Annotated in this window: 27 protein-coding genes; all 27 read left to right on the top strand. The window is 41.8% G+C overall.

The window, feature by feature from the left end:
• The first annotated feature begins 29 nt into the window (after positions 1-29).
• Positions 30-425 carry a DUF1310 family protein gene (locus tag GCWU000182_RS03695; protein ID WP_023391416.1) on the top strand — a complete coding sequence of 132 codons (396 nt, stop codon included), beginning with the start codon at positions 30-32 and terminating at the stop codon, positions 423-425.
• 107 nt (positions 426-532) lie between these two features.
• Entirely contained in the window at positions 533-1,159 is a 627-nt protein-coding gene (locus GCWU000182_RS03690; RefSeq protein WP_023391415.1) for a hypothetical protein, read from the top strand.
• Positions 1,160-1,197: 38 nt separating this feature from the next.
• A complete protein-coding gene (locus GCWU000182_RS03685; RefSeq protein ID WP_035364022.1) occupies positions 1,198-1,749 on the top strand; it encodes a hypothetical protein in 552 nt (183 codons plus the stop codon).
• 75 nt (positions 1,750-1,824) lie between these two features.
• Complete coding sequence (locus GCWU000182_RS03680) at positions 1,825-2,217, top strand: DUF1310 family protein (protein ID WP_023391413.1); 393 nt, start codon at positions 1,825-1,827, stop codon at positions 2,215-2,217.
• A gap of 100 nt (positions 2,218-2,317) precedes the next feature.
• Complete coding sequence (locus tag GCWU000182_RS03675) at positions 2,318-2,989, top strand: hypothetical protein (RefSeq protein WP_023391412.1); 672 nt, start codon at positions 2,318-2,320, stop codon at positions 2,987-2,989.
• A 77-nt stretch (positions 2,990-3,066) separates the two neighbouring features.
• Complete coding sequence (locus GCWU000182_RS03670; protein WP_023391411.1) at positions 3,067-3,738, top strand: hypothetical protein; 672 nt, start codon at positions 3,067-3,069, stop codon at positions 3,736-3,738.
• A 10-nt stretch (positions 3,739-3,748) separates the two neighbouring features.
• Positions 3,749-4,285, top strand: coding sequence for a hypothetical protein (locus GCWU000182_RS03665; RefSeq protein WP_035364020.1), 537 nt, complete (start codon positions 3,749-3,751; stop codon positions 4,283-4,285).
• A gap of 139 nt (positions 4,286-4,424) precedes the next feature.
• A complete protein-coding gene (locus tag GCWU000182_RS03660; RefSeq protein ID WP_023391409.1) occupies positions 4,425-4,985 on the top strand; it encodes a hypothetical protein in 561 nt (186 codons plus the stop codon).
• A gap of 36 nt (positions 4,986-5,021) precedes the next feature.
• A complete protein-coding gene (locus tag GCWU000182_RS03655; RefSeq protein ID WP_023391408.1) occupies positions 5,022-5,579 on the top strand; it encodes a hypothetical protein in 558 nt (185 codons plus the stop codon).
• A 59-nt stretch (positions 5,580-5,638) separates the two neighbouring features.
• Complete coding sequence (locus tag GCWU000182_RS03650; RefSeq protein ID WP_023391407.1) at positions 5,639-6,181, top strand: hypothetical protein; 543 nt, start codon at positions 5,639-5,641, stop codon at positions 6,179-6,181.
• Positions 6,182-6,234: 53 nt separating this feature from the next.
• Positions 6,235-6,801 carry a hypothetical protein gene (locus GCWU000182_RS03645; protein WP_023391406.1) on the top strand — a complete coding sequence of 189 codons (567 nt, stop codon included), beginning with the start codon at positions 6,235-6,237 and terminating at the stop codon, positions 6,799-6,801.
• 96 nt (positions 6,802-6,897) lie between these two features.
• The gene (locus GCWU000182_RS03640; RefSeq protein WP_023391405.1) at positions 6,898-7,470 is read left to right on the top strand and encodes a hypothetical protein; all 573 of its coding nucleotides are present in this window, start codon (positions 6,898-6,900) and stop codon (positions 7,468-7,470) included.
• Between the two features lie 12 nt (positions 7,471-7,482).
• A complete protein-coding gene (locus GCWU000182_RS03635) occupies positions 7,483-7,995 on the top strand; it encodes a DUF805 domain-containing protein (protein WP_023391404.1) in 513 nt (170 codons plus the stop codon).
• A gap of 97 nt (positions 7,996-8,092) precedes the next feature.
• Positions 8,093-8,710, top strand: a complete 618-nt coding sequence (locus GCWU000182_RS03630; protein ID WP_023391403.1) for a hypothetical protein — start codon at positions 8,093-8,095, stop codon at positions 8,708-8,710.
• 18 nt (positions 8,711-8,728) lie between these two features.
• Positions 8,729-9,322 (top strand): hypothetical protein, encoded by a 594-nt coding sequence (locus tag GCWU000182_RS03625; protein WP_023391402.1) that lies wholly within the window; start codon positions 8,729-8,731, stop codon positions 9,320-9,322.
• 1 nt (position 9,323) lies between these two features.
• Positions 9,324-9,662 (top strand): DUF805 domain-containing protein, encoded by a 339-nt coding sequence (locus GCWU000182_RS03620; RefSeq protein WP_023391401.1) that lies wholly within the window; start codon positions 9,324-9,326, stop codon positions 9,660-9,662.
• Positions 9,663-10,090: 428 nt separating this feature from the next.
• Positions 10,091-10,390 (top strand): WXG100 family type VII secretion target, encoded by a 300-nt coding sequence (locus tag GCWU000182_RS03615; protein WP_023391400.1) that lies wholly within the window; start codon positions 10,091-10,093, stop codon positions 10,388-10,390.
• 97 nt (positions 10,391-10,487) lie between these two features.
• A complete protein-coding gene (locus GCWU000182_RS03610; RefSeq protein WP_023391399.1) occupies positions 10,488-10,883 on the top strand; it encodes a DUF1310 family protein in 396 nt (131 codons plus the stop codon).
• Between the two features lie 5 nt (positions 10,884-10,888).
• A complete protein-coding gene (locus tag GCWU000182_RS03605) occupies positions 10,889-12,277 on the top strand; it encodes an alpha/beta fold hydrolase domain-containing protein (RefSeq protein WP_035364015.1) in 1,389 nt (462 codons plus the stop codon).
• On the top strand, positions 12,271-12,579 hold the full coding sequence (locus GCWU000182_RS03600; RefSeq protein WP_023391397.1) for a hypothetical protein: 309 nt from the start codon (positions 12,271-12,273) through the stop codon (positions 12,577-12,579). Before GCWU000182_RS03605 ends, GCWU000182_RS03600 begins: the two co-directional genes overlap by 7 nt.
• Before the next feature lies 1 nt (position 12,580).
• On the top strand, positions 12,581-12,853 hold the full coding sequence (locus GCWU000182_RS03595; protein ID WP_156905286.1) for a hypothetical protein: 273 nt from the start codon (positions 12,581-12,583) through the stop codon (positions 12,851-12,853).
• Between the two features lie 27 nt (positions 12,854-12,880).
• Entirely contained in the window at positions 12,881-16,093 is a 3,213-nt protein-coding gene (gene esaA, locus GCWU000182_RS03590) for a type VII secretion protein EsaA (protein ID WP_023391395.1), read from the top strand.
• A gap of 12 nt (positions 16,094-16,105) precedes the next feature.
• Positions 16,106-16,576, top strand: a complete 471-nt coding sequence (essA, locus tag GCWU000182_RS03585) for a type VII secretion protein EssA (protein WP_023391394.1) — start codon at positions 16,106-16,108, stop codon at positions 16,574-16,576.
• A gap of 1 nt (position 16,577) precedes the next feature.
• Positions 16,578-16,835: a hypothetical protein gene (locus GCWU000182_RS10160; RefSeq protein ID WP_156905285.1), complete on the top strand. Its 258-nt coding sequence runs from the start codon at positions 16,578-16,580 to the stop codon at positions 16,833-16,835.
• Between the two features lie 9 nt (positions 16,836-16,844).
• Complete coding sequence (essB, locus tag GCWU000182_RS03580) at positions 16,845-18,089, top strand: type VII secretion protein EssB (RefSeq protein WP_023391393.1); 1,245 nt, start codon at positions 16,845-16,847, stop codon at positions 18,087-18,089.
• 11 nt (positions 18,090-18,100) lie between these two features.
• Positions 18,101-22,498 (top strand): type VII secretion protein EssC, encoded by a 4,398-nt coding sequence (essC, locus tag GCWU000182_RS03575; protein ID WP_023391392.1) that lies wholly within the window; start codon positions 18,101-18,103, stop codon positions 22,496-22,498.
• A gap of 14 nt (positions 22,499-22,512) precedes the next feature.
• Positions 22,513-23,208 (top strand): tandem-type lipoprotein, encoded by a 696-nt coding sequence (locus tag GCWU000182_RS03570; RefSeq protein WP_035364012.1) that lies wholly within the window; start codon positions 22,513-22,515, stop codon positions 23,206-23,208.

Genomic DNA, 23,208 nt, shown 5'->3' with positions numbered 1-23,208 from the left:
TATGAACTTTAGATGAAAGGGAGAAATATATGCGAGTTATAAGAACCTCATTCATTATCGTTTTTTGTATAGTCGGTGCGCTATTTTTGGCTTATCAAGGTGTATACTGGATGGTTCAGAATAATAGGAAGGAGCAATATGCAGAGCTTGTCAGCTTCTTTGATTCGCAGGAAGTAAGGGCCGAAATAGAGCAGGTCATCAAATCCGAAGACCCTCATGCCTTCACAGAGGCAGGGGTAATAAAGAAGTATGATTTAGATTATGACAGTATGGGTGTGCGAACTGGTAGAAGTATTCGCGTTCTTATAAATGATGATTCTAGTGTATATATAGGTGTTAAATATATATTTGTAAACAACAAATGGCAAATGAGCATAGTGACTGTTTCCAATAAACTACATGTACTGCTTAAGTCAAAAGAGTAAAGGACTATTTCGTTTTAGATCAACGTTTCTTTCGAAATAGTTTATTGGAATTAGTTCGGGCAGAATAGGACGTAAGCGTCAGTAAGAGAAGGAAAGGCATCTAGTTGATGCAATCCTTAGTTGTCCTCCAAATTATAGAAAAAGCAAAACGGAGTGTGAACTTTATGGAGAGGGAAACCAAGCTTAAGTGGCTGATTGTAGTTGGCGTACTCTTCTTGCTAAGTTATATGAGTTATCTAGGAAATCTAAAGCAGCAATCCAATGTGGAGCCTCCTAATCCAGTGACGACGCCTGGTGAGATTGTAGCAACCTTCGATAATGGTGACGGCACAGAAAATTATATTCGAAAAAGTGAGAAAGTTATGCAGTTGGAAGTTAATTATCCTAAGAATATCAAAAATAATCACTTCTTATTCGGAATGAAAAATCACTTTGATTATGGTTCAACACGATGGTTAGATTTGAATGTTTTTAATGATTTATTCAAGGCCGATATGGATGCTTACCTGGGCCTATGGTATGGGCTGCAACAACAGTTAAAGTCCGGAGACTCTAAAGTCAACACGCCATTGGCGGGAACTGCAACGAATGAAATTTTTAAGCAATTAAAAATAAATGGCCAGGCCGTTGATGAGGTTAGGGAATACAAAGATACGGACGGGAATACGTGGTATCTTTGGTACTATAAGCACATAGAGCTTAAGTCGTCAGGTAATTCAGTAACATTTGAATGAGATGCAATACTAACGAGTGTTGCGAAGGAGAGCAAAAAATGAACAAGAAGAAACTAATTAAAATACTAGTCATCCTCGGTATCCTTTATGCCTTGGCTGAACTAGGGCGCTATGTCACCGGTAATGATGCGGATACCAATGCTCGCGTGAAGGAACCCGGCGAGATTGTCGCAACTTTTGACAATGGAGACGGGACTTTCGATTACATCCGTCGTAATGGGCGCGTCTTTCAATTAGAAGTGAATTATCCTGGTGGCGGTACCGACAATAAGGTTATGATGAGTATTCGCAATCAGTTTGATTATGGGGCAGTGCATGGTTTTGATAAAGATGTAACCAGTAATCACTTCTTGAGGAATTTCCAGGCCTATCTTGCTGTCCGCTTCTCATCGGGTGGTTTTGGGTCCGATAGATCGCGTTATCCTTTCGCGGGGGCAGCGACCAACCCTGTTTTCACCAAACTCAAGATTAATGATCAAGCCGCAGATGAGGTGCGAGAGTACACAGACTCGGATGGCAAGACCTGGTATCTTTGGTATTACCGAGACTTGAAACTACAACTCGGCAATAATGAAGTTAGCTTTGAATGATGAGTGGGAGTTTGAGTAGTATAATTACTCAATTGAATACGGAAGAAATCCTATTAACTTCTAGGAGGTTATAAGATGAAAAAGTGCAAGCAATTCATAAAGAAATGGTATCCCTTCTTGATTGTTATCGGGATGATTGTCGGCCCAATTGTCTATCACGTGGTGGCGGTTCAAGTGGAAATACATAATCTAGTCTACGGTCAGGAATTAAAAGACAAACTGGATACTTATTTCACCAAAAGAGATCAGCATGCCTTTACGCCAGAAGGGACTATACAATCTTATGCAATTAACCCGAAAACAGTGGAACGCACTCCCATGGGCGGTGTAAGAATTAGTGTATCGGTTAATGGTGATGAATCAGTGCAAGTGAGGTTTATTGTGACTAGATTTATGCCGAGTAGGGAAATATCGCTAGGTGCAATTGTAGAATCTCAAGAGTTCAAAAAACTATTGGAGGAGAACTAGTAAGGGCCATCGTGTTCTAGACCATGTCAAAACCCGTCTGAAGTGCAGTGATAAAATAGCTTCTATTGGAGCTCATTCCGCCAGAATAGGAGGTTTCACCATGAAGAAAAAACTAAGACTCCTAATTTTTCTCTGCCTGATAGTCTTCCTAACTGGCTGCAAAGTAACCATTGGCGGCTCTATTGAGGAAATGCAAAGTCGCTTCAAAGTTTTAGAGCGGCTCTATCCCACTGAGAACGTAGAGGATTTATTTGAGAAGTTCCCCGATGGTTTCAGCGTGGTTAATCTCTGGCTATCCGACAATACAGAGTTGCGTGTTGAGGTGAAGGGAAATCCTGATACCCATCAAGTGACAGGAACAATCGTCCAGCGACCAATTCAGGTTGAAGAGAACATGCCTGAAAAATATAAGAAAGCTATCTATTTTGAGAAGGGCCAAATGAAGATGGAAGATGGTAGTGAGGTCCCAGAGGAATTTAAGAACTTCCGCTTCTTATTTCAATCCTTCCATTTTGAAGAAAGCTTCTTTGATACAGCAACTTTTAATGTAAAAAAGACATCTTACACGCCGGGGACCAGCAATTATTTTATTTCATATTATGCCAAGAACGCAGAGCTAGCCAAATATCTAAAAGTGCCTGAGGATAGTCAATTGAAAGTGCAGTTTGAAGGGGATCTCCAAGCTGATGAAGAACATCGGTTTACAAGAATCGTCGATGTGGAAGCCGTGGACAGCAGAAAATCGTTTTTCGAAAAAATCCATGCGGAATAGATGACGGAGAATGATAGCTTTGTCTGAATGTCTGCTGACGTGGACGATTCTTACTTTAATGTGAGGGAGGTATCACCATGAAGAAATTCCCAATCCTTATCTGTTTGCTGGTCTTAATTGGACTAGGTGTAGGATGTAATCTAAATAAAAAAGATGATCAGCAAGTGTTGAAGGACAAATTTAGGGTTCTAAAGCAAATCTATCCTACGGACAAAATTGAAGGCTTATTTAGTCGCTTTCCAAAGGGATTTAAAATTGTGAATCGCCGAAGAGAAGGAGAAATAATAGTTAGTATTGAGTTGATTGGTAATCCTCAGACTAAGGAACTGTCCGGACGAATTATACAAGAAGAGATGCGATCTGGAGAACCCGATCCTGAATTATTGAATAAAGAAATCTACTATCAGGATGGGGAATTTCGGTACGTCGATAACGGAGAAGTTCCGGACTTGCTAAAGGACTTCAAGTTTTTGTTTCAAGTGTACGATATTGACAATTTTCTTAGCATAGAATCAGAACCCGTGGCATTACGCAACTGGCGTACAGCAGGGACAAGCGACTATAGTCTAGTTCATGATGTAAGTGATGACTTGTTAGCGGATTATATCAAGGTGCCTAGAGGAACAGTTCTTGGAATAAGTGTTAAAGGTGACTTTGATGCAGATGCCAAAGGTAAATTCAAGAAATATATTAGAGTTTGGAATGTTGATTTAGGTAAATCAGTATTCGAAATGATTTTGGAAGAGTAGGGGGAGAATGATGAATAGAATTAGAGGCAAATGGAAGCTACTGATCTTCCTCCTAATATTAGGTGGAGCTTTCCTAGTGACCCGCCAAGGCGCGGATTCGACTCAAGGTAAGGATGAGCTAATCGCAACCTTTGACAATGGGATTGGTGGAATGGATACCATGATTAGAAATGGTAAAGCCCTAACGCTAGAAGTAGGCTCCAAGTCAGGAGAAGTTGAGGGCCTTGAGTGGAAGGATAAGTCTGCTTTTAATTATGATACAAAAAAAGAATTGGAAGAAGGCAAGGGCATTGTTAGTGCCGAGGAAGGCTTCCAGATGAAATTAGTAGTAGCCTATCATATGCAGCAGTCCATCTATAGTGCCGGAGCGGCGCACTATCCTTTGGCTAATGTATCAACACAAGCCAATATCAAGAACCTAAAAATTAACGGCCAAGCAGTTGATGAGGTCAAGGAATATGTAGATGCTGACGGCCATACCTGGTATCTTTGGTACTTCAAGAACCTCAAACTGAGAGAAGACGAGAATGTGGTAAGCTTTGAGTAAGCCAAAACAACTAGTTTCCGCAAGTATTTGGATGACTATATTTAATGGCAGAATAGATTTTTAGGACATGGAATGTTAGAGGTGAATAGATTGAAACGCAAATACAAGTTTATAATTTTTTTTGGTAGTATATCTGGGCGTGTTCTATAAATTGGGTTGGTTGAAACCTGAACCCTACACAACAACAACTCAAACAAACGATACTGTTACTGCTACCACTACGCATTCTGAAACCAAAACCAAAACCGGCATTTCAACGGATGGTGAGGAATTACAGACCTTCAGTTATGGGGAGCTTGGTTCTGATGCCTTAGTCAAAAAGGGTAAGGATTTTGTTCTGCGGGTCTATTATGGGCCTAAGGAGAATGCTAAAGGTTATGGAATGACCTCTCACTCAGCCTTCAATTATGTTGATCCTAAGGAAATAGCTCAAAAAGTTGAGAAAGGAGAGAGTTATCGTTTACTAGACCACTGGGTGCAATCAATTTCTAGGTATCAAAAAATGCTAGAAAAAGATCCGAACGCACGTTATCCTGTTGCGGGAGTAATTAGTTACGAGGGCATTAAGAAACTGCGTATCAACGGCCAAGCAGTTGATAAAGTTAAGGAATACGTAGATGCTGACGGCCATACCTGGTACCTCTGGTACTTCAAGGACCTCAAACTGAAAGAAGATGGGAATGTGGTGAGCTTCGAGTAAGCCAAGCTGTCATGTCTATCATAAGGAGAAGAAAGAATGAAATTGATTAAACGATTTTTTATAGGGCTTTTCATAGTTATGGCAGTACTGCTTGCTTTTAGTAAGTGGTACTATCGTTCTACTATCCCTAAAACGGCTGATGGTAGTAGCACACTTCTTGAAACCTACAAGATCTCTGATAAAGAAGAAGATCGGATACTGCATAATGGAGATTCTTTTGAATTTGAGACTGTTGATCTCAAGACAGGAGAATTGCTTTATTCAGCTATATATGACAAATACTTGAATTATAACGCCCAGCAACTCACTTTCTCTGGTTTTACTCCTACTGAGAGGATTACACATGAACTTGAAGATTTATATCTTCCGGCTTGGGCGAAAGACCATAAAGTGTCGAAGGAAAAGTTAGGCATGACACGGTTCCCTATTGCAGGAACCTCTGTCTATGAGAAAATAAAGAAACTCAGAATTAATGGTGTTCCAGTAGACGAAGTGCGAGAATATGTAGACTATAATGGCAAGACTTGGTACTTCTGGTACTATAAAAATTTAGAACTGAAGACTTCGGGAAACAAAATAACCTTTGATAGATAGCGTTTTTTGATTTTTGTTTGTCAGTCGTCAGGCAATAAGCATATGGAGGTGGACTTGAAATGGATATAACTCGGAATAGAGGTAAATGGAAGCTACTACTCTTCCTCCTAATATTAGGTGGAGCTTTCCTAGTGACCCGCCTAGTCGCAGATTCGACTCAAGGCAAGGAGGAGATAATCGCAACCTTCGACAATGGAATTGGTGGAGTGGATACCATGGTTAGAAATGGTAAAGCCCTAACGCTAAAAGTAAGTTCCAAGTCTGCGAAGATTGAAAGCATCGAATGGAAAGACAAGTCTGCTTTTGATTATAATGCAACTAAGAAATTGGAAGACGGACAAGCCTCTATTAGTCTTGAGAAGAGCTTCCGGTTAAGACTAGCGGCTGCCTACCAAACTCAGCAATCGCTCTATAGCGCCGGAGCTGGGCACTATCCCTTAGCTGGGGAATCGACAAAGTCTAGTATCAAGAACCTAAAAATCAACGGCCAAGCGGTTGATGAGGTCAAGGAATATGTAGATGCTGACGGTCATACCTGGTATCTCTGGTACTTCAAGAACCTCAAACTGAATGAGGACGAGAATGTGGTGAGCTTCGACTAGGTAAGGGGAGATTTCGAAGCAGTGAGATGTGATTTAGCTGGAAAGGGAAAAACATGGGATTTATTAAACGAGCAATTAGCATATTTCTAGGATTATTTGTAGTGGTAGGTATTGGTGGATATATATTCACTAGATTTTACTATCACACATCGGCACCTAAATCTCCGGATGGCATCGGGAAGGTCATTGAAGTGTATCAAGTATCTGAAGATGTTGAAGATAGGATCCGTCAAGATGGCGATACTTTTCAATTTGTGTCAATCGAAACTAAAACCGATCAAGTGATTTTTTCGGCGCAGCTCGAAAACTATTTCAGTTATAATGCGCAAAAAGACCTAATAGGGTCGGGTGATAAGCCCACTGATAAACTAACCTTTATGTTAACGAAAAATTATCTACCCCTTTGGCAGGCCAATCAAGCCCGCTTCAAGGACAAGTATAGCTTGTCTCGTTTTCCAATCGCAGGGACATCTGTATATCCGGAAATTAAGCAACTAAAGATTAATGGTAAACCAGTTGATGAAGTGAGAGAGTATGTTGACTACGATGGTCGAACTTGGTATCTCTGGTACTATAAGAATCTGGAACTGAAAAATTCAAATATAGTTACCTTTGAATAAAAGAATGGCTATACATTAATTGGCTTATATTAGTTGCCAGATGGTTTAGTCACACAATAAAGTCAGATTAATAGAATAGGTAAGGAGATATAGAATATGATAGAAAGATTTTTTAACTGGTTGATGCGCAATAAGATGCTGATTTTTCTGGCACTTGTTGCTTCAATGATTTCGCTATCTGGTTTTAACTTGTGGGCCAGTGGTTATGACGAATTGACTCCTATCACCCAGCTAGGCGAAATAAAGGGCCAGTTACCTTATAAAGCTACCTTAGGTAAACAAGGTGAGAATCTAGTCGTAGAGTTGAAATGGAATAAGTTTCAAAATGACAAGAAAGTTCCTGTAGAGAAGAGAACGGGCTTTGTTGGTTTGTTTAATGCAGAAAAACAGGATAGTGGGAACCAGTCTGTGGAGGAATTTCTTAAAGCATCCTACAGCACCTATTTATCGGATTTGTTTCGCTATCAAGAACCTGTCGCTGAAGACATTAAATATGTCCCGACTTTTGGTGTCTCCAAGTACCCTGAGGTTAAGAAGATGAAAATTAATGGTTCCTCAGTAAATAAAGTCATCGAACTCACGGATGAACAAGGACAAAATTGGTATGTATGGTACTTCGAGTGGTTAGAACTCAAAAAAGAAGGAAACACGATAGAATTTGCTAAGTAGGAGGCACCCCCAATGAAAGAATCACGTAATAAAGCCCTTAAACATTTCTGGCGTTATGCCCTAGAATCGCACCGAGAAACGAGTCGGTCGGAGTATGTGTGGGCATTTATTGTCTATGTTATACCATTTTTAATCCTTTACCTTGTTACGAGTAAGTGGTCAACATCCGTGACCATATCACTGACACAACAGACGCAGAAAGTAAGCTTTATTAATCGCAATCCTTATGTCTTAATGGCCTATGTATTCTGGTTTGTTCCGGTAGCGAGTTTAACGATTAGTAGGCTCAAGACCCTTGGTCGACGTACAGCGTGGGCTTTATTACTTACATTTCCGGTTTTTGGTCCGGTTTTGACCTTTTTACCTTGTTTCTTCAAGAAGAGAGGGCGCCAGGACTTGTTAATACCGGGCACCCCGCGTGGTGCCATGCTAGCCCCAGAGTTGCCACAAAAGCAAGAAGCTAGCTCGATGGGAGTAGTAGAGTCAGGTGAAAACACTGCAGTAATGAATGGTCAGGAGTTATGAGACCTGCTATAGCAAAGAGGATGAACATACTGCATAGGGAAATAGTGGCAAGCAAAAATACGGAATCTCTAGAGTAAAAAATGGAGGGGAACTAACCTTGAAGAAGAAAGTCGCGATATTTATATTTAGCCTTGCCATGCTGATGATTGCTTATTGTTTTTTTCTTGGCAATCCACAATCTAACAACTTACAGTCGGATTCGACTAGCTCCCAAGCGATTGCGGAAGCTAGTCAGAGCCAACCAACTGTTGGCAAATCCTTAGCTTTAACGACGGGTGGTGAGGAACTCTTGAGTTTCCACTATGAAGGAATTGGCTCCGATGTCATCGTCCGCAAGAATAGGACCTTCATTATGCGCGTTTACTATGGAGACAAGTCAGAGGGTAAAGGCTACAGTTGGGATGTCCCCGCACTCTTTCAATATATTAAGACAGAGGGCATGTCGGATGGTGTGGATGGTAAGATTGTGGATCCGTTCATTGCGGCAACCTTACTACCCATTGCTCAAGCCCAGACCCGTCTAGTGCTCGATCCGCAAGCTCGCTACCCAGTAGCGGGCGTAACGCCTTACGCTAACATTAAGCGAGTCCGTATCAATGGCCAACCTGTCGAGAAAGTCCATGAGTATGTGGATGAAGCCGGACATACTTGGTATATTTGGTATTATCGAGATTTAAAGCTAAAACCAACGGGAAATAAAGTGACGCTTGATTAAATCTTGAGGAGGTAGAAGATGAAGAATAAGCTATTGGCCTGGTTCAAGGTTAATAAGATACTGATACCATTTATATTACTCAGCCTAGGTGTGTGGATTGTTTTCCCTTTGTCCTTAATGCCTAGGCCAGAGCAAGTAGAGGAGGATATACCGCTCGTGGAGATAGGGCGATTTGACTTGGAGACAGGTGATGCCATCCTCCTTTATCAAAAAGGCGATAACCTAGTCGCGCACTTTGAACAAACGGTCCATCATTCTGATGGCAATGTCCGTGAGACTAAATCGACAGTATTCACTAAAGTTTTCAACCGGATACCAGATAATCGTATCAACCAAACGTCAGCAGAAAGAATTCAATCCTTGTATCAGGAATACCTTCCTAAGCTGGCACACTTCCAGAAGAATAATCCGGGCTCTAAGAATCTTATGCCAGCCTTTGGTCTTTCTCAATATGAAGCAGTTAAGCAGATGACAATTAATGGTCAGAAGGTTGAACAAGTCAAGACTTACACAGATTCTAATGGTAAGGAGTGGTACCTATGGTTCTATTCCAATTTACCTCTTAAAGAATCGGACAATCTCGTTGAATTGAAGCCTAGTGAGGAGAGATAGAATGAACCCACAAGTTAGAGATGCGCTGAAAGACTTCTGGAAGTATGCCTTCTGCACAGATCGTCCTGCTAGCCGCTTTGAATTTTTAACGGTCTTTACATGGTATATTAGCCCAGTGGTTATTGCCCATATAGTGGTAGATTTGCTGGGGATCCCAGATGGGCTACTAACAAAAGGCATTGCCTTTGTCGCTTATGGGATTCTATTAGTTCCTTATGCTAGTTTGACGATTAGGCGCCTAAGAACCGTCGGGAGAAGTGCCGCTTGGTCCTTTCTGTTCATTCTTTTTTGGATTGGCCTAGTGGCAGTAGCGCCCCTATGTTTAAGTGACGATATATAAAGTTAAAGGCTAATCACGATGGCGTCTTAGTGGCAAGGTACAATAAATAGCTTCCCCCTAGCTAGATTGTTTAATTTAAATATGTTAAGAACCCGTGATGCGAAAATAGAATCTGTACAAAAAATAATTGGGAATTGTAAGGGTATTATCTGTTTATAAGCGAATAATTCCGGCCGCCACATCCAACAATATGAAATATTGACTTATACATGTGATGATAAAGTGATCGGATTGGTAATTTTATATTATGAAATAATGACAAGCCGCAAAACAGGTCGCGCTTACAATTGCCGGTAAATTAACGAAAGTTGTTAACTTTAGTGAAATAAAAACCCGTTCTTCTATTGTATTTACAATAGAAGAAGTAGTATAATGTAGATGTAACAACAAAGCTTGTTGCGCATAAAAATCGCTTAGGAGGTATTCTTATGGCAGGACAAATTCGTATTAACCCAGAGGTCTTAGCAGACCGTGCTAAAACTTATGGTAATGCTGCTACAACCGTTGACCAAGTGCTTGAGCAATTACGCGTTCTTCAAAGTGAATTGGAAAGCGAGTGGGAAGGTCAAGCATTCGCTAAGTATACCGAGCAGTATGAAGCTTTGCGTCCAAAAGTTGAGCAATTCGCGAACTTATTACGTGATATCAATGGACAATTAGATCACACTGCAAATGCAATGTCACAAAGCGACGTTGCACTTTCTCAAAACTTTGGTTTGAATGCCTAAGTAGCGACTGTGGAGGCTGGGGGGACCTGGCCTCTCTTTGTATATATAATCTGATATAGAGCTTAATAATTGAAATGTAAATGAAAGGGAGAAACATATGCGAGTTATAAGAACCTCGTTCATTATTGTTTTTTGTATAGCAGGAGCGCTATTTTTGGCTTATCAAGGAGTGAATTGGATGGTACAGAATAACAAGAAGGCTAAATATGCAGAACTTGTCAGCTTTTTTGATTCAAAAGAAGTAAGAGGCGATATAGAGAAAGTCCTTAAATCTAAAGACCCGCAAGCATTCACAGAGGCAGGTGTAATTAGAGAGTATGATTTAGACTATAGTAGCATAGCTGATGGAACTGGTAGGAGTATTCGTGTTCTTATCAATGGGGATCCTAGTATATATTTAGGTGTTAAATATATATTTATGAACAACAAATGGCAAATGAGTATAGTGACTTCTTCCAATAAACTACAACTGTTGCTTAAGTCAAGGGAGTGAACGATATGGGATTATCTGACGAGACTATTAATCAAATAATTTTATCAGAATATGGTAAGGTGCTTAGTGGTGAACAGAAGGAGTGGGAGCCCGGAGAAACCATCGAAATTATAAATGAAGATGGAAGCACCTCAATTTTTGGTTATGTCGATCAATTGGTAAAAGACGATAGATCAGGTCAATTGATGTATACCGTAACAAAAGAACGAATTGATCCTACCCTATCAGAAGCGGAAAAAATGAAGTTGAGAGGAGCTCAAGATAGGGTTACTGTCCTTGTACAAGGTTCTGAGGGGCTAGGCTCTATGTTCGGTGATGATATTAGTAAAAGAAAAGAAGTGATTAAAGATTGGCTTGTAACCGATATTCCTATTGGGCTAGCAATTTTTAATCCGCTGAACTCAAGTTATTTAGACACAACGCCAGTGAATAAAACTATCCAAGAATATCTTGAGGATGAAGAAAATAGGGGATTATTGTTTGGATATCAATTGAGAACTAGCCTTAGTGCTTTTGATAATCAAATTATTAACGAGTATCCGAATGCGCAATTTCTAATGTTCGGGCATTCGTTAGGATCAATGATTATTCAGTACATTACGGCTTCCACCAAGTATCCAGAACGGATTCACTCAGCATTTGTAGCTGAAGGGCCAAACATATTTTCATTATTAAACGGCGATCTACAAAAACAGGCTAGAACAATGCGAGATAAGGTGGTTCAATATGTTGACCCTCGAGATATGGTTCCTATTGGTTTTGGTAAGAATAAAGAAGCAATTGGGCAAGTAGTCATGTTACATACACGGCCAACAGGTACGCTTTTCGGTGGAGAACAACATATGATGAAGGGGTATTTGAAAGATGCCCAAGGGAATTTTAGAATTATGGATTCTGAGGAAGCTGCGAATTATCGACTTAGAATGGCTAAGTATTACCTTCAAAATCAAGGTTATTATCTGAATGAGAGACAAAGAAGATATGTAAACATGGGGGGGAAGAACCCTGTGATATTTTTAAAATATGACAGTGCACTTTTTACTTTAAGAACTCTAAAAGTTACAGTTATGACGAATGTTTTAGATTTAAAAGATGAAACGAAAGCGTCAGCGGATTTATGTGATGAGTATTGGAAATCTTGTAAGGCAAAAGCTTATGCTATAGGGGACCCTTTATCCGCTTCGGAATGTCTCAATGCTTTGGCAGAAGTAGGAGCAAATGATCAGACAATGCTAACTCAGTATACGGATTTTTATAATTCGCTTCTAAGTCAAGTGTCATCAATCGATTCGAAAATTAATACACTAATAGCTAATGCGGAGCAGGGTATGAATGGAATATTAGAGCAAGATGGCATTAGCTCAATGCAATTAGAACAGGTAATTTCATGGTAGTCTTTGATGAATTATACGATGCTCATCGGGCTAGGTTAGCAACTTTAGAAACCGAGGAGGATCAACTTAAAGAAAAGTATCGAAATAGATTGAATGATTTAGATGATTGGAAGTATGAAATTTTAAAACTGTATGGTAAAGAGGGCATACCGATAAGTAATTCGGAAGCACTTAAGTATATTGAACAACTGTGCGATGAGACAGAACGTATATACCGCAATAATCAACAAATAATAGTAGAAGCGAAGGAGAAAGAGATACAGAGTTTCAAAAATCAAATTGATGAAGAAAGGGGACGTTAACATGGTTGAAGGCGATCCAAATGTATTAGCTGAATATCGATTAGGAAAGATAAATACACTGCATGATATGGGCTTACATTGGCAGACTATAGCCGGAATAAACTTTAAAACAGGTAAGAATAGGGTTAAACATCACATAGATGCCGCTAAACTAGCTTTATCGAATGCTGATGTGGAGTTATCAAATTATTTTACGGGAGAAACTGCAACTACATGCAAAGAACTATTTCAGCATTACCAAAGTGAATTAAATAAAATTATTATTGATTTATAATGTCAATTCAACAAGGAAGGAACCCTAATGAAACGTAAATTTTGGCCTTTGGCCATCGCCATATTAGTCGGCTTAACGGCTGGCATGACCTACTTTGGGATTATTCGCCCCAAGCAGGTCGCGCAACCCAAAACAGAAACCTTGGTATCGCAGAGCGACGTTACAATAGCTGTCGTTAATGAGGACCAAGGCTATCGTTATAACGGTCAGAACGTTCGCTTAGCAGACATGCTTTTGGCGAATCTGGCTCAAACCAATCAATATCGGCTTGAAACGGTGCCACGCTCAACAGCTAATGCAGGTTTAGATAGTGGTAAGTATCAAGTAGTTTTAGTGATGCCAAGTAACTTCTCTAAAGACTCACTAAACCTAGAGAGCGCGACACCTACCCAGGCTGTCTTCCAATATCGGATTAAGTCTGACCAACAAGTTTTGCTTAAGCAAGCTGAAGAGGCAGTTTCCAACATTAAAAATGCTTTTAACAAAGACATTATCAACATTTATTTTTCTAGCATTGTAGGAAATCTCCAAGTTGCGCAAGCTCAAGTGACAGATGTGGTCCAAAACCAAGCGACAACCTTGGCTAAGTATCGAAATTCACTTGTGGATCCACTTAATGCTTACAGCAAGAGTTTCACTGATATTAGTAATGTAAGTGCGGGTACCGTGACAACAATGGATAATTTAGGCGGTGTTCTCACTGGTACGAATGAAGCTTTCACATCTATCATTGATACCAAGAAGGATTACTCAGGAGACGTTGAGTCAGTAATTAATTCGCAATCTGCTTGGAGTCAAGCAATGGCTCAGCGGGAGCTAGCTTTGGGCAATTTCTACACTAATCTTCGGGCTGTTGATGTCTCTTCGGCCTTGAATGGCTTGAATGTCATGAACACGCAGACTTTCCCAAGCCTAGTAGCGGCTCAACCCATTGATGATGCTGTAAATGGCTTAACTGCTTTGAATGAACGCCTTGAAGGTTTTGAGAGTGAAATCAGCTCAAATAACGAAGAAGTTACTAAGTACTTAGATGAGACCTATCGGGAACGGATCAAAGAAGCGGTAAAAGATTCAATGGCTAAGACGGTATCGGAAACACCAAATGACCAGCTTACTCTAGGAATGCTTGTCACCTCGCTTCGCGAAAAGATGAATGCCGCAGTGGCTGGTTTCGTTTCTCAAATGACTATCTACTCGGACGATGCTATTAATAGGATGACAATTTCCGATCAAGATAAGTTCTTTATGAAGAATGTTAACCAATTTATTAACCTCGTGGCGCCTGGAGTGGGGCGTGTTTCTAACACCACTTGGCAGGCTAGTCGACTATCGGAAATTAAAAATGCCGTCCAAGGACAAGAAGTGACCTTGGATGTGGATTTAGGACGGATTGAAGGAACCATTCGCGACGTTCAGATTGATTTAACCGGAGATAATTTTGAATTGGTATCAGCTACCATTAATGGAATGGGGCTAGCTGTCAATGGAAACGTAGCGACAGGACAACAGTTGAATGTTGCGGCATCAACTGCAGTCGCCCGAGCGACAGTACGAGTGAAGCAAGTATCCGACGAGAATTTGGTGAATCTTTTTGCTCCGGGTACAGTTCGAGCTTATGTGATTACCCAAGAAGCTTTAGAAGTGACCGAACGCCAGAATGTAGTAGCACCAGCGCCAGCGCCCGCTCCAGCTTCGCCAACTCCAGATGCTGGCTCTGAAAATGGCGCAAACAATGCGGCACCAGCAGCACCTGCTCCTGCTGGTCAGCCGAATGCTCCGACTGTTGAAGAGCACGTTTCAACAACGGAAAAACAAATCTATCGGACCTATTCGAATGCGTCAGGGGTTTCAGCTGTTCAATTCATCTCATCGATGGATACCGCTCAGGCTGCGGTAGCAGATATGCAGCAGTATGCAGCGTTGGCGGGGATAGCTTCAGCTTACTATGGCCTATCCTTGTCGACTGACCCAGTAGGGAGTAGTCTCAACCCAAGTCCGCAGTCGCTTTATGCTGCGCTTTCCATGGAGCAGTTGTCGGATATATTAGTTCAGACAGTAGCTGATACTATTTCTCAAGACCTGAAAGAACAACTAGTGATTCCTAATGCTTGGTCAGAAAATGCTAAAAAATTAAAAGAAGAAGCCAAGAAACTAGAGGAGTCCCTACAAGCTATTCGGACGACAACAGGACAATTGAATGGCGAAGTCGGCAACTTGATCTCCTTAGCTCAAGGTGTTCATGATCAAATTGCCAATGTTCCAGCCTTAGAAGTTACTGAAATGCCAGATAATGCCAATATGACAACTGTAACAATGGGAATAAACTCAGACTTACTTAAGTTAATGGGCGCTAGCCAAACCCTGATGGCCAATACAACTGCTAACCAAGCGGCACTAGATTCAGTTAAATCCGGTTTGGGGCAACTCAATACATCCGTCACGACGCTTGAAACCGAAGGGAAACAGTTAACGGATAAGGTAACGACTTTGGGGGAAAGCCTAGATACTGAGTATAATAATAATAAGACCTTCTTAGACCAGTTCAGTCAGGTTATGGCGAATACTAAGACCGGTAACCGCAAGAACCAACTAGTTTATGACTATCTCTCTAATCCCGTGAATGCGGATAATGTTGATACCACTTTGCAAGAATCTCGTGCGCCACAAACGCAAAAAGTCGATACGCGTTCTAGTCTCATCTTCTTAATGATTACCTTCATTATGAGCCTAGTGCTTGCTCAGTTCCTGAGAGATTTAGACTGGACAAAATTGAATTTCTTCAAGGCAACAGAGCGCCAACATCTTCGTAATAGCTTAGTACCTGTGACGGCTATTGCATTATCAGGTGGACTTCTTGGGACTCTAATTGCGATAATTGGTTCTAGTCGATTAAACCTTGCAGGTAATCAGGGAATTGCCTTAGGCATTATTTTAGCCTTGATGGGAATGGGCTTTGTTCTAGTGAGTCATGGCATCTTGCTCCGGCTTAAGTCATTTGGCCTATTAGTTTTAGTAGGGCTGTTGATGGCTTATGTTATCTCAGCCAGTCAACTGTTTGATGGGGAGTTTGATAATCTCAACACCTTCATTCGAGGATGGAATCCGCTGACCTATATGGATCAACTCTTGACGGCGATTCTCAACTTCCAAACTCATTGGCTCCACTTAGTTCTGGTGCCTTTAGCAGCCCTTTTCTTGGGCTTGGCGATTAACAGCCATTATTACCGAAAACTAAGATAGGAGGCATGGCAGATGCGCAAAGGAAGACTGTGGCTAGTGATCATAGTTGGAATCTTATTTGGACTATCAATGCCTATCCAGGCACGTGATGGTTCACTTAAGATTGATACAAACCGATATGATGCAACAAAATCCAATGAGATTACTTATTCTGAACAAGAGCGACTCTTTGCCAAGCTATTTACGACGGATTTAACGGAGTTAATTAATCGTCATCTCCAACGCCAAGAGGCGCCTCGTCAAGCACTTGCACCTCAGCTCTTCCAAGCGCCAATCCAAGCCCTAGATCGAACCGCCAAGGCTAAACAAGTTGCCTTTACATCTGACCATCCAACACAACGTGTGGAACGCTATAACCATCGTTTAGCAATAACAGACCAACCCAAGAAGCCTTATCTGTGGCTTATATTTTGTCTCGCATTAGCTGTTTTTTGCGGGCTAATCTACTATTATTATTTCCGACCAAAAAGGGTAGGTGATTAAGATGACAAACCAATCGAACTATGTTCAAATCACGTTAGATTTGAGTCGATTAGGTGGACCACTGCTAGATTTAGCGGTTCCTCGCCAGTTAACGGTGAAGAGACTCTTACATGAAGTGAATCAATCCTATCAACTGGGATATGAATTGGTTTCCCCCATTTGTCGGAACTTAGAATATGAAACGGTACTTTTCGCAACGGATCGAATTGGGAATAGATCCGTCCGCGACGGAGTAACCTTGCAACTAGAACAGCTATAGGAGAAGACGATGATAAGTAAACAATATACAGCCGATTTAATACGTGGCAATCGCGATTTAATTGAACAACTCTTAACTAGCAATGCGACATATTTCGCCTCTCTAACGATTCGCAGTGAAGAAGATCAAGCTGATGACTTGATTGTAGACTGCCTTTTGCCGGAAGATGGCTATCACTATGAAGCCGTTCGTCAGTTAGAGTTGGCGACACGGTGCCGCTTCCTTCTAAACTTGGCTACTGTACAAGAGGAATTAGCAGAAGGCTTGTTTACCTTCGAGATGAAACCTGATAGCTTTTCCTTTACTCGTAATGGTATGCCTATCTTCCATTTCAGAGGCATTCGCGAGAAGTTGCCGCCTTACGAGGGCATGACCGAATCCGAATTTCTTTCAAGCTATCAAGCCTACTGTGTAGCAGTTCTTGACCCTAAGACTAGCTTTGAGACTTTAGCAGAAGGGAAATTAGCCTTCTATAAAGGTAACCTATTAGCAGAAAAAATAGTTCAAGCTACGGACATTAATGCCATTCAAGACTTGCTGAAGGAAGGTATCCAAGCCGAGAAAAGTCGGATTGAATCAGATGAGATTCAAGTCAACCGCCAACAATATGTTCTAGTTCGTTGGGTGATGGGGATTTCACTCATTGTGAGTTTAATGTGTCTTGCCTTCGCTAGCTATTGGTTTTTGTGGGCAATACCGCTTCAATCGCGTGTTAGTGATATTCGCATGGCCTTCATTAAGCAGGACTACAGCGAAGTGGTTAGTTTGAGTCGGGGGTTAGATAGTCGCTACATTGGCCAGGAAGATAAATATCTGATGGCTTACTCTGTTGTGATGACAGAGCCTTTGACACTTGACCAGAAGACACAGCTACTCTCTATGTCCATGCAGTCAAATGAAGCCTATCTCAGATTTTGGATAGCAATTGGTCAGGAGGACATTAATGAGGCGCTGAATATAGCATCCTACCTCAATGATCCTCAGTTAACGCTTTATGCGTCTACTAAAAAAATTGATGAGTTACAACGAAATCCTAATCTAGCTGCAGATGAACGAACCACTCAAATTGAGTCAGTCCAGAACAAGATAGATGGCTTGGTTAGTCAGTATTTCTCCTCAGAAGAATCAAGCGAATCGTCTAGAGCCTTAATCGACTCATCTGAGAGTGATACGACTAGTAACGAGTTCCAAGCTAGCAATGAAGTGAGTGTCGAATCTAGTCAAGAGTCTGTCTCCAGCCAAGCAGGAGAATAGGAGGGTTGCCCATGAAATTCTATTTGTCTTATCAAGGGCATTACCATGCTATCGAACCGGGCCGACGCTATGAGCTAGGCGCTCAGCTTGCGTCAGATTTTACCATGCCACTCAAGCAAGTCTACACGCTCATTGCCTCAGACAAAGAACTTGTGTTGGAAGAGCAACGCTATGATTTGGCAGGTATCTATCCAGTAGAACTTGAAGGGATTACTCTCAAGATTTTAGCTTTGGGCCATCAATCAAGCTATTGGTTGCCTGATGAACTAGTATACCTATCCAAGCATCCCCAAGCGAGTATTCAACTAGAGACGACGGGGGAGATGACGCTGCATGAGGAAGGCAATCTCTATCGTGTTTGGAGCGAACGGCCTGTCACCTTGAATGGCCGGAGTATGCAGGGAAACTTCCAAGCTCAAATTGGAGACTATCTCTTCGTAGAGGACGGGCATGTCCTTCATCTTCGAGAGCATCATGTGGAAATTGGAAGTATTAAGCCAATTCATAGTCGCCTTCTACCAGTTGAAGCGGAAAACCACGAACGAGCTCAACGGGCAGCAGACTATCATCGTTCTCCTCGTATTATCCGCAAGGAGCCCGAGAAAAAGGTCACCCTATTGGCCCCTCCTACAGAAGATGAACATTCAGGACAACCTATTTGGCGTACAGTTCTGATGCCACTTACCATGATCGGGATGACAGGCCTTATGTACTTGTTATCTGCAGGTCGTGGGATGATGTTCCTTATGATGGGGATGTCGGTGGTAAGTATTATCATGAGTGTCCATCAATACTTCTCCGAGAAGAAGAAGTTTCGAGATAAACAAGAACGCAAAATTGTGACCTATCGGGAATACTTAGATACTAAGTATCAAGAAATCGCTAAACTAGCAGAGGAGCAACGCCGAGCTCGTAGCTATCATTATCCTGCTGGGTCTAGTTTAGTTACTATGGCACGCCATGTGGACCGTCGTATTTATGAGAAAGGGGCATCTGCCTTTGACTTCTTAGCCTATAGTTTAGGCCTTGGCGACGTCAAGCCAAGTTTCGACTTGAAATACCAAGCCGCAGAACTCAGTCATTATAACCGGGCAGTGGCGGATGAGGCTAGAGCCTTAGTCGATGCTTACCGCACAATTTCCCAGCTACCTATACCTAACTCGCTGAGCTTTGGACCGGTCGGCTATATCGGGAATCGGCAAGTAGCGATTGAACAAGTTCAACAGGCCTTGATTCAGCTAGCGACCTTTCATAGCTACCATGATGTTCAATTCATTGTCGTAGGACCCGAAGAAGAACAAGCGTCATGGAAATGGATGCGATGGTTGCCCCATTCCTACCTTAGCGCTCTTAATACTAAGGGTTTTGTTTTTAGTCAGGCTAGTCGAGATCGCCTGATGACCTCTCTCTATCAAATCATCAAAGACCGTAAACTAAAGGTTGAGACACAGAATGACTCTAAGAAGGGGCTGCTCTTTTTACCTCAGTACATCCTCATTGTGACAGATATGAGTCTCCTTCAGGATCATCTCATCAGTGAGTTCATACAAGAGGATCTGACTGAATTAGGCGTCTCTCTCATGATTGTTGAAAATGTCATGGAGAACTTACCTGATCATGTGAGAACGGTTCTCCACTGCGCGGATTGGCGTAAGGGAGAACTTGTCTTGCAGAACGGAGAATACATTCAGCAGGCATTACAGCCATTTGCTGCAATGTCGGAGCAAGAGAAAGGACAATTTGCTCGCTATTTGTCGAGTATTCATCATGTTCTTACCATGAAAAATGCCTTGCCAGATAGTGTTTCCTTCCTCACGATGTATGGCGCGCAACAAGTCGGGGACCTTCAGGTCTCTGACCGTTGGCAGAATCACCACGCTTATCAGACCTTAGCGGTACCTATCGGCTATCGAGGCCGTGATGAATTATTACAACTGGATCTCCATGAGCAAGCACACGGACCGCATGGCCTAATTGCGGGGACGACCGGTTCAGGTAAGTCTGAGCTGATTCAGACTTATATCTTATCCTTAGCTGTCAACTATCACCCTTATGAAGTGGCCTTCCTTTTGATTGACTATAAAGGTGGGGGGATGGCTAACCTCTTCCAATACCTACCACATGTGGTTGGGATTATCACGAACTTGGAAGCGGCTCAAGCCAATCGGGCCTTAGTGTCAATCCGTGCCGAGTTACTCAAGCGCCAACGCCTGTTCGCTGAACACGGTCTTAACCATATTAATCAATACCATAAGCTTCGCCAGCAAAATTCAGACTTAGAACCAATGCCACATCTCTTCCTGATTTCGGATGAGTTTGCGGAGTTGAAGGCTGAGCAACCAGACTTCATGAACGAATTGATTTCGATTGCTCGGGTGGGGCGGTCTCTCGGTGTCCATCTTATTCTGGCTACTCAAAAGCCAAGTGGGGTTGTTAACGATCAGATTTGGTCTAACTCTCGCTTCAAGATTGCACTCAAGGTACAGGACATCTCGGATTCGCGCGAGATTCTCCATACGCCTGATGCTGCGACCTTAACACAAGTCGGTCGTGCCTATCTCCAAGTCGGCAATAATGAAATCTATGAACTCTTCCAGAGCGCTTGGAGTGGCGCCCCTTATCAAGGAGCAGGCGATAGCCAACCTCGGTCAGATGCACTGACTCTCTACGAGATTGAGGAGACGGGACAATTACGGCCGATAAACCAAGACCTAAGTGGCTTAGATTATCAAGAAACGATTGAATCAAACCTAACAGAATTAGATGCCGTGGTAGAAGACTTAGCGACCACCTTCCAAGCAAGTGGTGAGGCCAAGGTGGCGCAACCTTGGTTGCCACCACTTGAGGAGATGATTGTAGATTCTGATTTTGATATGGAACAATTTAAGACCACTTGGCTATCACCTCGACCTCATTTTGCTGTGAATTTAGGGGTTGTGGACATTCCAAAACGTCAAGAACAGTTGCCGTTCATCTTAAACTTAGATGAAACAAACAATATTGTGCTGATTGCCAGTCCGGGATACGGCAAGACCAACTTTGTGCAACGATTGGCGCTTGAAGTAATGCGCCATCAGACGCCTCAAGATGTTCATATCTATCTCTTGGACTTTGGAACAAGTGGATTGATTAGCCTCTCAAACTTTCCTCATGTAGCTGACTATGTAACCTTAGACGACGAAGCTAAGCTACGAAAATGGCTTAATATCATGGAATCTTTATTGAAGGAACGGAAGGCACAGCTTGCGACTCAACATGTTGCAAACTTCCAACAATATAATCAGACAGTGAGCAAGAAACTCCCTATGATTCTCATTTTAATAGATAGTTTGGATGGCTTGAATGATTCCTCAATGTTTGATGACACTTATGCAACTTTGGTCAAGTTAGTACGAGAAGGAAATTCTTTAGGGATTCAAGTGGTGGTAACGGCATCGCGTTGGAATGCTTTACGCATTCAGATGCAATCAGCATTTAAGACTCGCATAGCCCTCTATCTCTTTGAAGATTATGATGTAACAGCTGCAGTTGGTCGATTGGGCTATAAGATTGAATCTATTCCCGGTCGTGGTGTAATACGTATGGAGGATCTAGTAGACTTTCAATTAATGACACCATATGCTACTGGTGACTTTCTGCAATATCCATCCATGATGTTGCAAGAGGCTAAGTTAATGCGAGATCACTGGCAAGGTGAATTGCCAGCTAAAATTCCAATGCTACCAGAAGTTGTAACGCCAGCTCTCATCTATGAACAAGTGCCTGCTAGTGCTAAGACGCTACTAATAGGGCTTTATAATGAGACTGCTAAGGCTGTGTTGTTCGGATTGAACGCGGCTATGATTATGACTACTGACAATCCTCTAATCTTGGAAAACTATTATCGCTTGCTAGATTACCATTATCATCAATATAATGATGAATATTCAGTACTCTTACTGGATGCTCAAGATGCGGTGCATAGTGAGCTGTTTGTAGGTGGGCAACGCTTATCGACAACCCTATCTGTAACTGGGGCATTTAGTGGTATACTCCAGGATTTGAAAGAACGCCTAGAACAGCCAGATAAAGAGTACAAAAAGTGGATGCTGATTATTACTGACCTCAGTCTATTAGTTAATTCAGGTAATTTATCTGAACGGGATACGCGTCTCTTAATTGAGCAAGGGCCAGCGGTTGGGATTGTGCCAATATTTGCAGGTATGAGAACACAGACTATTAGTTCAACCACCAACCAAGTGAAATTAGTGAGACAGTTAGTAACACAAATTCTATATGGTGGTAAATTGTTCGAACAAGATATTGTCAGTGTACGTATGGGCGCAAGACGCGAGCCACAGCTTAAGGCGCAGGAGAGTTATGTTCTAGAAAATGGAGAGTGGCAGTTAGTGCAGATGGCGGAATTATGAAAAGGAGGACTATAATGCGGACAGTACTGAAATGGCTTGCCATCCTATCAGTTTGCCTAGGTGGCCTATTCTTCCTAGGGATGAAATGGCAGGAACATATGGTGGAGCGGAACTTCGATTATTTAGGGTCTATTTATCCAGTTGAGAATTTGGAGCAATTATTTGATGTCTTCAAAGGTGGTTTTAATATCCGCGATACTTTCTCAATTTATGAGCCAGAACGAAAAATAATGGTGATAGTAGATGCAGAAGGGAATGGTCATACTAAGCAAATTGATGGGAAAGTGAAAGTTCTAAGCTATAAAAATAATGACAAGGAGACAATCGAAGAATATTCTGTTGAGATTAGAAAGGGACAAATAGTAGTCCCTGAGAATAAGCAAACAACCAAATACCTGAAGCAATTCAAATTTTTGGTGACAACCCTAGAATTTGATAAGACAAAATTTAATCGACAAACGGCTTACCATATTATCGACAATCCATCTTGGGGTAGGTATGGAGAATATTATCTTCTGGGTAATGCGACTCAACTTCTGGAGAAATACGGGCAAAATGATATTAGCGGTGACTATACGATTGAGTTTCTCAAGCCATTAAAGCCTGAAAAAGGAGAGACGGACGTCTCGATTACTATAAGCGGGGGTTCGAAAACGCATATTGATGGAGTAATTATTAATATGGGCGAGCATTTGGAAGGGTTTGACTAA

The sequence above is a fragment of the Abiotrophia defectiva ATCC 49176 genome (assembly GCF_000160075.2).
GTDB classification, from domain to species: Bacteria; Bacillota; Bacilli; order Lactobacillales; family Aerococcaceae; genus Abiotrophia; species Abiotrophia defectiva.
This window is presented reverse-complemented; position numbering and strand designations above follow the sequence as displayed.

What these genes read in the sequence shown, in the direction of transcription:
- GCWU000182_RS03640 (WP_023391405.1), top strand. Translation starts at nt 6,898, where the DNA reads ATGATAGAAAGATTTTTTAACTGGTTGATGCGCAATAAGATGCTGATT.
- essC (WP_023391392.1), top strand. Translation starts at nt 18,101, where the DNA reads ATGAAATTCTATTTGTCTTATCAAGGGCATTACCATGCTATCGAACCG.
- GCWU000182_RS03695 (WP_023391416.1), top strand. Translation starts at nt 30, where the DNA reads ATGCGAGTTATAAGAACCTCATTCATTATCGTTTTTTGTATAGTCGGT.
- GCWU000182_RS03570 (WP_035364012.1), top strand. Translation starts at nt 22,513, where the DNA reads ATGCGGACAGTACTGAAATGGCTTGCCATCCTATCAGTTTGCCTAGGT.
- GCWU000182_RS03600 (WP_023391397.1), top strand. Translation starts at nt 12,271, where the DNA reads ATGGTAGTCTTTGATGAATTATACGATGCTCATCGGGCTAGGTTAGCA.
- essB (WP_023391393.1), top strand. Translation starts at nt 16,845, where the DNA reads ATGATAAGTAAACAATATACAGCCGATTTAATACGTGGCAATCGCGAT.
- GCWU000182_RS03595 (WP_156905286.1), top strand. Translation starts at nt 12,581, where the DNA reads ATGGTTGAAGGCGATCCAAATGTATTAGCTGAATATCGATTAGGAAAG.
- essA (WP_023391394.1), top strand. Translation starts at nt 16,106, where the DNA reads ATGCGCAAAGGAAGACTGTGGCTAGTGATCATAGTTGGAATCTTATTT.
- GCWU000182_RS03685 (WP_035364022.1), top strand. Translation starts at nt 1,198, where the DNA reads ATGAACAAGAAGAAACTAATTAAAATACTAGTCATCCTCGGTATCCTT.
- GCWU000182_RS03655 (WP_023391408.1), top strand. Translation starts at nt 5,022, where the DNA reads ATGAAATTGATTAAACGATTTTTTATAGGGCTTTTCATAGTTATGGCA.
- GCWU000182_RS03675 (WP_023391412.1), top strand. Translation starts at nt 2,318, where the DNA reads ATGAAGAAAAAACTAAGACTCCTAATTTTTCTCTGCCTGATAGTCTTC.
- GCWU000182_RS03625 (WP_023391402.1), top strand. Translation starts at nt 8,729, where the DNA reads ATGAAGAATAAGCTATTGGCCTGGTTCAAGGTTAATAAGATACTGATA.
- GCWU000182_RS03680 (WP_023391413.1), top strand. Translation starts at nt 1,825, where the DNA reads ATGAAAAAGTGCAAGCAATTCATAAAGAAATGGTATCCCTTCTTGATT.
- GCWU000182_RS03635 (WP_023391404.1), top strand. Translation starts at nt 7,483, where the DNA reads ATGAAAGAATCACGTAATAAAGCCCTTAAACATTTCTGGCGTTATGCC.
- GCWU000182_RS03670 (WP_023391411.1), top strand. Translation starts at nt 3,067, where the DNA reads ATGAAGAAATTCCCAATCCTTATCTGTTTGCTGGTCTTAATTGGACTA.
- GCWU000182_RS03650 (WP_023391407.1), top strand. Translation starts at nt 5,639, where the DNA reads ATGGATATAACTCGGAATAGAGGTAAATGGAAGCTACTACTCTTCCTC.
- GCWU000182_RS03615 (WP_023391400.1), top strand. Translation starts at nt 10,091, where the DNA reads ATGGCAGGACAAATTCGTATTAACCCAGAGGTCTTAGCAGACCGTGCT.
- GCWU000182_RS03605 (WP_035364015.1), top strand. Translation starts at nt 10,889, where the DNA reads ATGGGATTATCTGACGAGACTATTAATCAAATAATTTTATCAGAATAT.
- esaA (WP_023391395.1), top strand. Translation starts at nt 12,881, where the DNA reads ATGAAACGTAAATTTTGGCCTTTGGCCATCGCCATATTAGTCGGCTTA.
- GCWU000182_RS03665 (WP_035364020.1), top strand. Translation starts at nt 3,749, where the DNA reads ATGAATAGAATTAGAGGCAAATGGAAGCTACTGATCTTCCTCCTAATA.
- GCWU000182_RS03610 (WP_023391399.1), top strand. Translation starts at nt 10,488, where the DNA reads ATGCGAGTTATAAGAACCTCGTTCATTATTGTTTTTTGTATAGCAGGA.
- GCWU000182_RS03645 (WP_023391406.1), top strand. Translation starts at nt 6,235, where the DNA reads ATGGGATTTATTAAACGAGCAATTAGCATATTTCTAGGATTATTTGTA.
- GCWU000182_RS10160 (WP_156905285.1), top strand. Translation starts at nt 16,578, where the DNA reads ATGACAAACCAATCGAACTATGTTCAAATCACGTTAGATTTGAGTCGA.
- GCWU000182_RS03690 (WP_023391415.1), top strand. Translation starts at nt 533, where the DNA reads ATGCAATCCTTAGTTGTCCTCCAAATTATAGAAAAAGCAAAACGGAGT.
- GCWU000182_RS03620 (WP_023391401.1), top strand. Translation starts at nt 9,324, where the DNA reads ATGAACCCACAAGTTAGAGATGCGCTGAAAGACTTCTGGAAGTATGCC.